General features: G+C 71.5%; 9 protein-coding genes. 8 read left to right on the forward strand and 1 reads right to left on the reverse strand.

The genetic code is table 11. The features are described 5' to 3' along the window. Positions 1 to 101: 101 nt before the first annotated feature. Complete coding sequence (locus FB473_RS14605) at positions 102 to 473, reverse strand: rhodanese-like domain-containing protein (protein WP_106298889.1); 372 nt, start codon at positions 471 to 473, stop codon at positions 102 to 104. 175 nt (positions 474 to 648) lie between these two features. On the opposite strand from FB473_RS14605, the gene FB473_RS14610 reads away from it, so the two are divergent. The 8 genes from FB473_RS14610 to FB473_RS14645 form a co-directional block, all read left to right on the forward strand. Further along, positions 649 to 969: a rhodanese-like domain-containing protein gene (locus FB473_RS14610; protein ID WP_106298890.1), complete on the forward strand. Its 321-nt coding sequence runs from the start codon at positions 649 to 651 to the stop codon at positions 967 to 969. 33 nt (positions 970 to 1,002) lie between these two features. After that, the gene (locus FB473_RS14615) at positions 1,003 to 2,382 is read left to right on the forward strand and encodes an MBL fold metallo-hydrolase (RefSeq protein WP_167170294.1); all 1,380 of its coding nucleotides are present in this window, start codon (positions 1,003 to 1,005) and stop codon (positions 2,380 to 2,382) included. A 124-nt stretch (positions 2,383 to 2,506) separates the two neighbouring features. After that, a complete protein-coding gene (locus tag FB473_RS14620; RefSeq protein ID WP_167170297.1) occupies positions 2,507 to 3,325 on the forward strand; it encodes a sulfite exporter TauE/SafE family protein in 819 nt (272 codons plus the stop codon). Positions 3,326 to 3,352: 27 nt separating this feature from the next. Beyond that, positions 3,353 to 4,486, forward strand: coding sequence for a Nickel transporter NicT (nicT, locus tag FB473_RS14625; protein WP_167170301.1), 1,134 nt, complete (start codon positions 3,353 to 3,355; stop codon positions 4,484 to 4,486). 89 nt (positions 4,487 to 4,575) lie between these two features. After that, positions 4,576 to 4,833 carry an SHOCT domain-containing protein gene (locus FB473_RS14630; protein ID WP_167170304.1) on the forward strand — a complete coding sequence of 86 codons (258 nt, stop codon included), beginning with the start codon at positions 4,576 to 4,578 and terminating at the stop codon, positions 4,831 to 4,833. Next, positions 4,830 to 5,603, forward strand: a complete 774-nt coding sequence (locus FB473_RS14635; protein WP_208390820.1) for a hypothetical protein — start codon at positions 4,830 to 4,832, stop codon at positions 5,601 to 5,603. The genes FB473_RS14630 and FB473_RS14635 overlap by 4 nt, the downstream gene beginning before the upstream one ends. A 201-nt stretch (positions 5,604 to 5,804) precedes the next feature. After that, positions 5,805 to 6,212, forward strand: a complete 408-nt coding sequence (locus FB473_RS14640; RefSeq protein ID WP_167170308.1) for a hypothetical protein — start codon at positions 5,805 to 5,807, stop codon at positions 6,210 to 6,212. Further along, a partial coding sequence (locus FB473_RS14645; protein ID WP_167170311.1) for a DUF7447 family protein occupies positions 6,209 to 6,523 on the forward strand: 315 nt, incomplete at its 3' end. The genes FB473_RS14640 and FB473_RS14645, both read left to right, overlap by 4 nt.

The following is a 6,523-nucleotide window of genomic DNA, read 5'->3' on the forward strand; positions in this document are numbered from 1 at the left end:
CCGGTCCAGGTTGTCTTGCCGCAGGTGGTGCAACGTGCGGGACTGCACATGGGTCATCTCCGGGGGTGGTCGTGCGTGTCGGGGCTCGTCGGTCGGCGTGCTCAGCGGCGGACGGCGCCGCCGGCGCGCTGCCAGGCGCCCATGCCGCCGGCAACGCTGGCGGCCTCGAAGCCGAGGTCGCGCAGCCGCTTCGCGGCGGTGCGTGAGCGCATGCCGCTCGCGCACACGACCACGACGGGGCCGTCCTTGGGTAGGCGCTGCGGGGCCTTGTCGAGCTGGCCGAGGGGGAGGTGGACAGCCTGGGGGGCGTGCCCGGTGCGCCACTCGTGGTGCTCGCGCACGTCGAGCAGGGCCGCGCCGTCACGGACCAGCTCGACCGCGCGCGCCGCGCTGACCGTCGAGCCGAGCCGCCCGTCGTCCGCGCCGCGGCCGAACAAGGCGCGCAGCCGGGTCACAAGGGTGGTGGTGGTCATGGGTGAACTCCTCTCAACCGGCACTATACCCCCGGGGGTATGATGGTGTCATGTGGCGGCGCGGCGAGCCGCGGCCTCGAGGGTCGTTGCCGGGCGGGGAATGCGGTCGGCGGGTGGCGCGTTATAGACTCCCGAACCTATACCCCCAGGGGTATCTTCTCAGGAAGGAAAGACCATGACTGAGGTCTCCATCGACCAGTTCGCCGCCGCGAAGGCGGACGGCGCGTTCGTCATCGACGTGCGCGAGCCGTTCGAGTACGTGCAGGGTCACGTCCCCGGTGCCGAGCTGCTCCCGCTGGGCGAGGTCGCGGAGCGGACCGCCGCTCTACCGACGAACCAGCCCGTATACGTCATCTGCGCCAGCGGTAACCGCAGCCGGCGCGCCACCGACCACCTGCGCGGTGCGGGCTTCGAGGCCTACTCGGTCCGCGGCGGAACCCAGGACTGGATCAGCGCCGGCAACACCGTCGTGACCGGCCCGCACGCCGCGGCGTGACCGCCACCTCACCCCCCTGAAAGGACCACCTTGATGGCCACCACGATTATCTCGATCGAGACCCCGTCCCTCGGCGACCGCAGCTACCTCGTCCACGACGGCGAGGTCGCCTTCGTCGTCGACCCCCAGCGCGACATCGACCGCGTCCTGGACGCCGCCGAGAAGGCGGGCGTGCGGATCACGCACGTCTTCGAGACCCACATCCACAACGACTACGTCACCGGCGGCTACGCCCTCGCCCAGCAGACCGGCGCGCGCTACTACGTCAACGCCGAGGACGAGGTCTCCTTCGAGCGCACCCAGATCCGCGACGGCCAGGTCGTCGAGGTCAGTCCCGCCCTGCGGGTGCGCGCCATGCACACCCCGGGCCACACCTTCACGCACCTGTCCTACGTGCTCGAGGGCGCCGAGCCCGCGGTGTTCTCCGGCGGGTCGTTGCTGTTCGGCTCCACCGGTCGGCCCGACCTGCTCGGCGAGGCCCACACCCACGACCTCGCCCGCCACCAGTACAGCTCCGCCCGCAGGCTCGCGGCCGAGCTGAGCGAGGACACCAAGGTCATGCCCACCCACGGCTTCGGCTCCTTCTGCGCCGCCACCTCCGCCGGCGGGAACACCACCGCCTCCACGATCGGCCAGGAGCGGCTGATCAACCCGGTGCTGAGCCAGGACGAGAGGGACTACGTCGCCGACACCCTCGCCGGCCTCGACGACTACCCCGCCTACTACGTGCACATGGGCCCGGCCAACGCCGTCGGCCCGAGCGCCTCGGACCTGTCCGAGCCCGAGCGGGCCGACAAGGACCAGCTCCGCCGCCGGCTCGCGGCCGGGGAGTGGCTGGTGGACCTGCGCACCCGCACCGCCTTCGCCGCCGGCCACGTGCCGGGCACGTTCAACTTCGGGCTGGACGGGCAGTTCGCCACCTATCTCGGCTGGCTGATCCCGTGGGGCACCCCGGTCACCCTGCTCGGGGAGTCCCGGGAGCAGGTCGCCGAGGCCCAGCGCGAGCTGACCCGGATCGGGATCGACCGCCCCGCCGCGGCCGCGACCGGCCGCCCGCAGGAGTGGACCGACGCCCCGCTCGCCACCTTGCCGTCCGCGAGCTTCACCGACCTCGCCCAGGTCCGCCACCACCGGCCCGTCACCGTCCTGGACGTGCGCCGGGGCAGCGAGTGGCGCGAGGCCCACATCGACGGCGCCGTGCACATCCCGATCCACGACATCGTCAAGCGCATGGACGAGGTGCCCGAGGGTGAGGTCTGGGTGCACTGCGCGTCCGGCTACCGCGCCTCCATCGCAGCCTCGCTGGTCGCGGCCACCGGCCGCCGCGTGGTCGTGGTCGACGACAGCTTCGACCGCTCCGCCCGGACCGCCGGCCTGCCCATCGTCACCGAGGCGACCCCGGCCTCCGCCTGACCGTGAGTGGGCTGCGGCCCCGCTTGTCACGGCAACCACCCCGGCACGCTCCGCGGTGCACGCACCACCGGGCGGGCACCTGGTGGGTCGCGTGCCCTCGAACCTCGGGAAGGACCCCCGGTCCGTGCTTGCCCTGACCCTGCCGATCGGCCTCGTCGTCGGCATCACCCTCGGCGCCCTCGGCGGCGGGGGATCCATCCTGACCGTCCCGGCCCTGGTCTACCTCCTCGGGCTCGACCCCCGGTCTGCGACGACCGGCTCGCTCGTCATCGTCGGCGTCACGACGCTGATCGGGATGCTCCCGCACCTGCGCGCCCGCCGGGTGCGCCTGGGGCAGGGCGTCGTCTTCGGCCTCCTCGGCCTGGGCGGGGCCTTCGTCGGCTCACTGCTGTCGACGGCGGTGCCCCAGAACGTCCTGCTCGCCGCCTTCGCGGGCCTCATGCTCGTCGTCGCCGCGGTGATGACCCGGCGCCGGTGGGCCGCCGCCCGCAACCAGGCCGCCGGCCACGGCCAGGTCGAGGCCCGGACCACCCCGGTGGTCTCCCTGCGCCCGTTCCGCTGCGACTGCCACGCCCTCGGCGTCCTGCTCCTGACGGCCACCGCCGTCGGGCTGCTGACCGGATTCTTCGGCGTGGGCGGCGGCTTCGCCGTCGTGCCCGCCCTCGTGCTGGCCATGCGGCTGCCCATGCCCGTGGCCGTCGGCACCTCCCTGGTGGTCATCACCATCAACAGCGCCAGTTCGCTGCTCTCCCGCCTCGGCCAGGACGTCACCCTCGACTGGGCCCTCATCGGCTCGTTCACCGCCGCGTCGGTGATCGGCAGCTTGATCGGCGCCCGGATCACCGCGAAGGTGAGCCCGGCTCGGCTCAACCTCGCCTTCACCGTGTTGCTGGTGGTCGTGGCGCTCTACACCGCGGCCCGCAGCATCCCGCAGTTCCTCTGACCCCGCTCCGGCCCCGAGGACCGTCACATGTCACAGATCGCGTCCGTCATCTCCCGCACGTCCCGGCCACGCCGGTGGGGCGATGCCGAGCAGCGCTCGATCGCCGGCATGGCAGCGGTGGTGCTGCTGCTCAACCTCGTCGGCTGGGGGGTTCTGCTCCTCGCCGTTGCGCCGCAGCGGCTGACCGTCGGCAGCGCCGGTGTGTTCGGCATCGGGCTGGGCGTGACCGCGTTCCTGCTCGGTGTGCGGCACGCCTTCGACGCCGACCACATCGCCGCCATCGACAACACCACCCGCAAGCTCATCGGCGAGAACCGGCCGGCGCTGAGCGTCGGGTTCTGGTTCTCCCTCGGCCACTCCAGCGTCGTCTTCGGCCTGGCCCTGCTGCTCGCCCTGGGCCTGCGGGCCGTCGCCGGCCCGGTCACGGACTCCGGCTCGGCGCTGCAGCAGACTCTCGGTACGGTCGGCTCGATCGCCGCCGGCACCTTCCTCATCCTCATCGGCCTTCTCAACCTCGGCTCCGTGAGGGGCATCGTGCGGGTGTTCCGCGAGATGCGCGGCGCCCCGCTCAACGACGCCGAGCTAGAACGGCACCTGAACAACCGCGGCCTGCTCGCCCGCCTGCTGGGCCGGTTCACGCGCCGCGTGACCAGGCCCTGGCACATGTACCCCGTGGGGCTGCTCATGGGCCTCGGGTTCGACACCGCCACCCAGGTCGCCCTGCTCGTCCTCGCCGGCGGTACCGTCGCCCTGACCCTGCCCTGGTACGCCATCCTCGTCCTGCCGGTGCTCTTCGCCGCCGGGATGAGCCTGTTCGACGCCGCCGACGGCGTCCTCATGGCACGCGCCTACCGGTGGGCCTTCCTGGCCCCGGTGCGGAAGGTCTACTACAACCTCACCGTCACGGTCCTGTCGGTCATCGCCGCCCTGGGCATCGGCGCCACCGTGCTGCTCCAGCTCCTCGCCGAGCACCTCCAACCCACCGGCGGGCTGCTCGGCTGGGTTGCCGGGCTCGACATGGGCAACGTCGGCTACGCCCTCGTCGCCCTGTTCGTCGGCGCGTGGCTGATCAGTCTCGTCGTCTGGCGCCTGGGCCGGGTCGAGCAGCGCTGGCAGGGGGCCAACATTGGGCCAATCGCCCGGTCGACGCGGTCTCCTTGATGTGGTCTTGATGTTCGGCGAACGGTCCCTTCATCTGCGTGCGCGACCGTTGCTCCCAAGTTGGAAAGCACTCACGGAAGGACACGAAGATGATGGGTTGGGGATGGGGAATGGGCGCCGGCGGCTGGATCGCCATGGTGATCTTCTGGGTAGCGGTACTCGCGCTGATCATCTGGGCGGTCATGCGGGTGTTCCCGGCCGGTGGTGGCCGGGGCTCCGCGCCGCGGGCCGAGACCCCGCAGGAGATCCTGGACCGGCGGTTCGCCTCCGGTGAGATCGACTCCGAGACCTACCGCGCCATGCGCGCCGCGCTGGACTCCGGCCGGGTGGATCGGGAACTGTCATGAGGCGTGCGATCTCACGGTTCCTGGTGCCCGCCGTGGCCGTGGTCGGTGCCCTTGGCTCGGGCGCCTGGCTGGTAACCCAGGAGATCCCGGCCTGGGCGTCGGCGATCCCATGGGCGACGCTCAACGCTCAGAACGGTCCGGACCGGATTGGCTCGGGCCCGGGGATGATGGGCGCCGTGGGCACGGGAATGACGGACGGCACCGGGATGGGCGGCAACGGCACCGGGATGATGGGCAGCGCCGGCACGGGAATGATGGGCAGCGCCGGCACGGGAATGATGGGCTGGGTCGGCGGCAACGCCGGCCCGGTGGCTGACCTGGATGGCGCCCGTGAACAGGCCGCCGGCTTCGCCCGGTTCCTGGGCGGTGATCTCCGTGTCGGTGAGGTGATGCGGTTCTCGAACCACTACTACGCCCAGATCCTGAACCCCGAGGGGTCGAGGGTCACCGAGGTGTTGGTGGATCCCGGCACCGGCCGCGTCCAGGTGGAGTTCGGCCCGGCCATGATGTGGAACTCCCGCTACGGGATGGCCGCCGCCGCTTCCGGCACGCCGGAGGTGGCCCCCGAGGAGGCCCGTGCCGCGGCGGAGCGCGCGCGGGGAGGGGACGGGACCACCGTCGGGCCTGCGGAGGAGTTCCCGGGCTACTACACCCTCCACACGCTCCAGGACGGCGAGATCGAGGGCATGGTGTCGGTCAACGCGGCCACCGGCGCGGTGTGGTCCCACGGCTGGCACGGCAGCTTCGTTGAGATGTCGGAGGACGGGTGAGTCTCGGTTCGGGCACGGCACAGCCCGTGGCTCGTGGCGGCACGCCGCCGCGGCCGCGGGTCCTCGTCGTGGAGGACGAGCCCGCCATCGCGCGGGTGGTCGCGCACTGTAGGCGACTATGCGCTGTACATCGCCGCAGATCACGAGGAATCGGGCGAGCGCTGTGGGTGTGAATATCTTGGATTGAACGGATATCCCACCATGGCTCAGATAGTCAGCATCCACCTCGACACCGAGGACCCGACGACATCACCCGCGCTGGAGGTCGACCACGTAGCGGCGCGCTCGTGGAACGGTTGGGCCGTGCCCGTCACAACGGCGCAGGCGCTCCGAGACTTCATCGCCGCGTGGGCCGAGATGGACCCCAATGGCACGTGGCGGCCTCAAGGCATCCGTGAGGCGTGGGTCAACGGTCACGGCGACATCGTCGACACGATGCCGGGCGACGACGACGTCGCGGCGCGGCCCGTCCTGATCTATGAGGACGGCGAGAGCGACCCCGATGTCTGGGAAGCGGCTCGCAGCAGGAGCGGCGCGGTCCTCGCCGATGGCGAGTGGAGCACGCTCTACGTCCTCGACGGCTGGACGTGGATCGAGGTTGTCCGATGAGCACGAACCGCGAGATCCGCCGAACCCTCGACATTCGTGAGCGCGCCAAGCGTGCCGGCTCGCACTTCTTCGACGCCGACACAATGCGCTTCTTCTCCTCGCGCCTGCTGGAGGTCACATGGCTTACCGCCGACGTCGCGCGGATCGTGACATCCGACCGGCCTCCCAGCGGTCCACGCTGCTACAGCGTGCGAGAAGCGCACTTCATCGCCAACCGCGCGACCGTGGAGCGCGCCTACTTCGACACCCTCGCCACCTATGCCACCGCCGCGACCGCCCGGCGTCATCTGCGCGACGACCGCGCGCGCTTG

This window comes from Brooklawnia cerclae (genome assembly GCF_011758645.1).
Classification (GTDB): domain Bacteria; phylum Actinomycetota; class Actinomycetes; order Propionibacteriales; family Propionibacteriaceae; genus Brooklawnia; species Brooklawnia cerclae.

Coding starts and splice junctions, on each gene's coding strand:
- FB473_RS14605 (WP_106298889.1), bottom strand. CDS start 473: ATGACCACCACCACCCTTGTGACCCGGCTGCGCGCCTTGTTCGGCCGC.
- FB473_RS14635 (WP_208390820.1), top strand. CDS start 4,830: ATGAGGCGTGCGATCTCACGGTTCCTGGTGCCCGCCGTGGCCGTGGTC.
- FB473_RS14640 (WP_167170308.1), top strand. CDS start 5,805: ATGGCTCAGATAGTCAGCATCCACCTCGACACCGAGGACCCGACGACA.
- FB473_RS14610 (WP_106298890.1), top strand. CDS start 649: ATGACTGAGGTCTCCATCGACCAGTTCGCCGCCGCGAAGGCGGACGGC.
- FB473_RS14630 (WP_167170304.1), top strand. CDS start 4,576: ATGATGGGTTGGGGATGGGGAATGGGCGCCGGCGGCTGGATCGCCATG.
- FB473_RS14615 (WP_167170294.1), top strand. CDS start 1,003: ATGGCCACCACGATTATCTCGATCGAGACCCCGTCCCTCGGCGACCGC.
- nicT (WP_167170301.1), top strand. CDS start 3,353: ATGTCACAGATCGCGTCCGTCATCTCCCGCACGTCCCGGCCACGCCGG.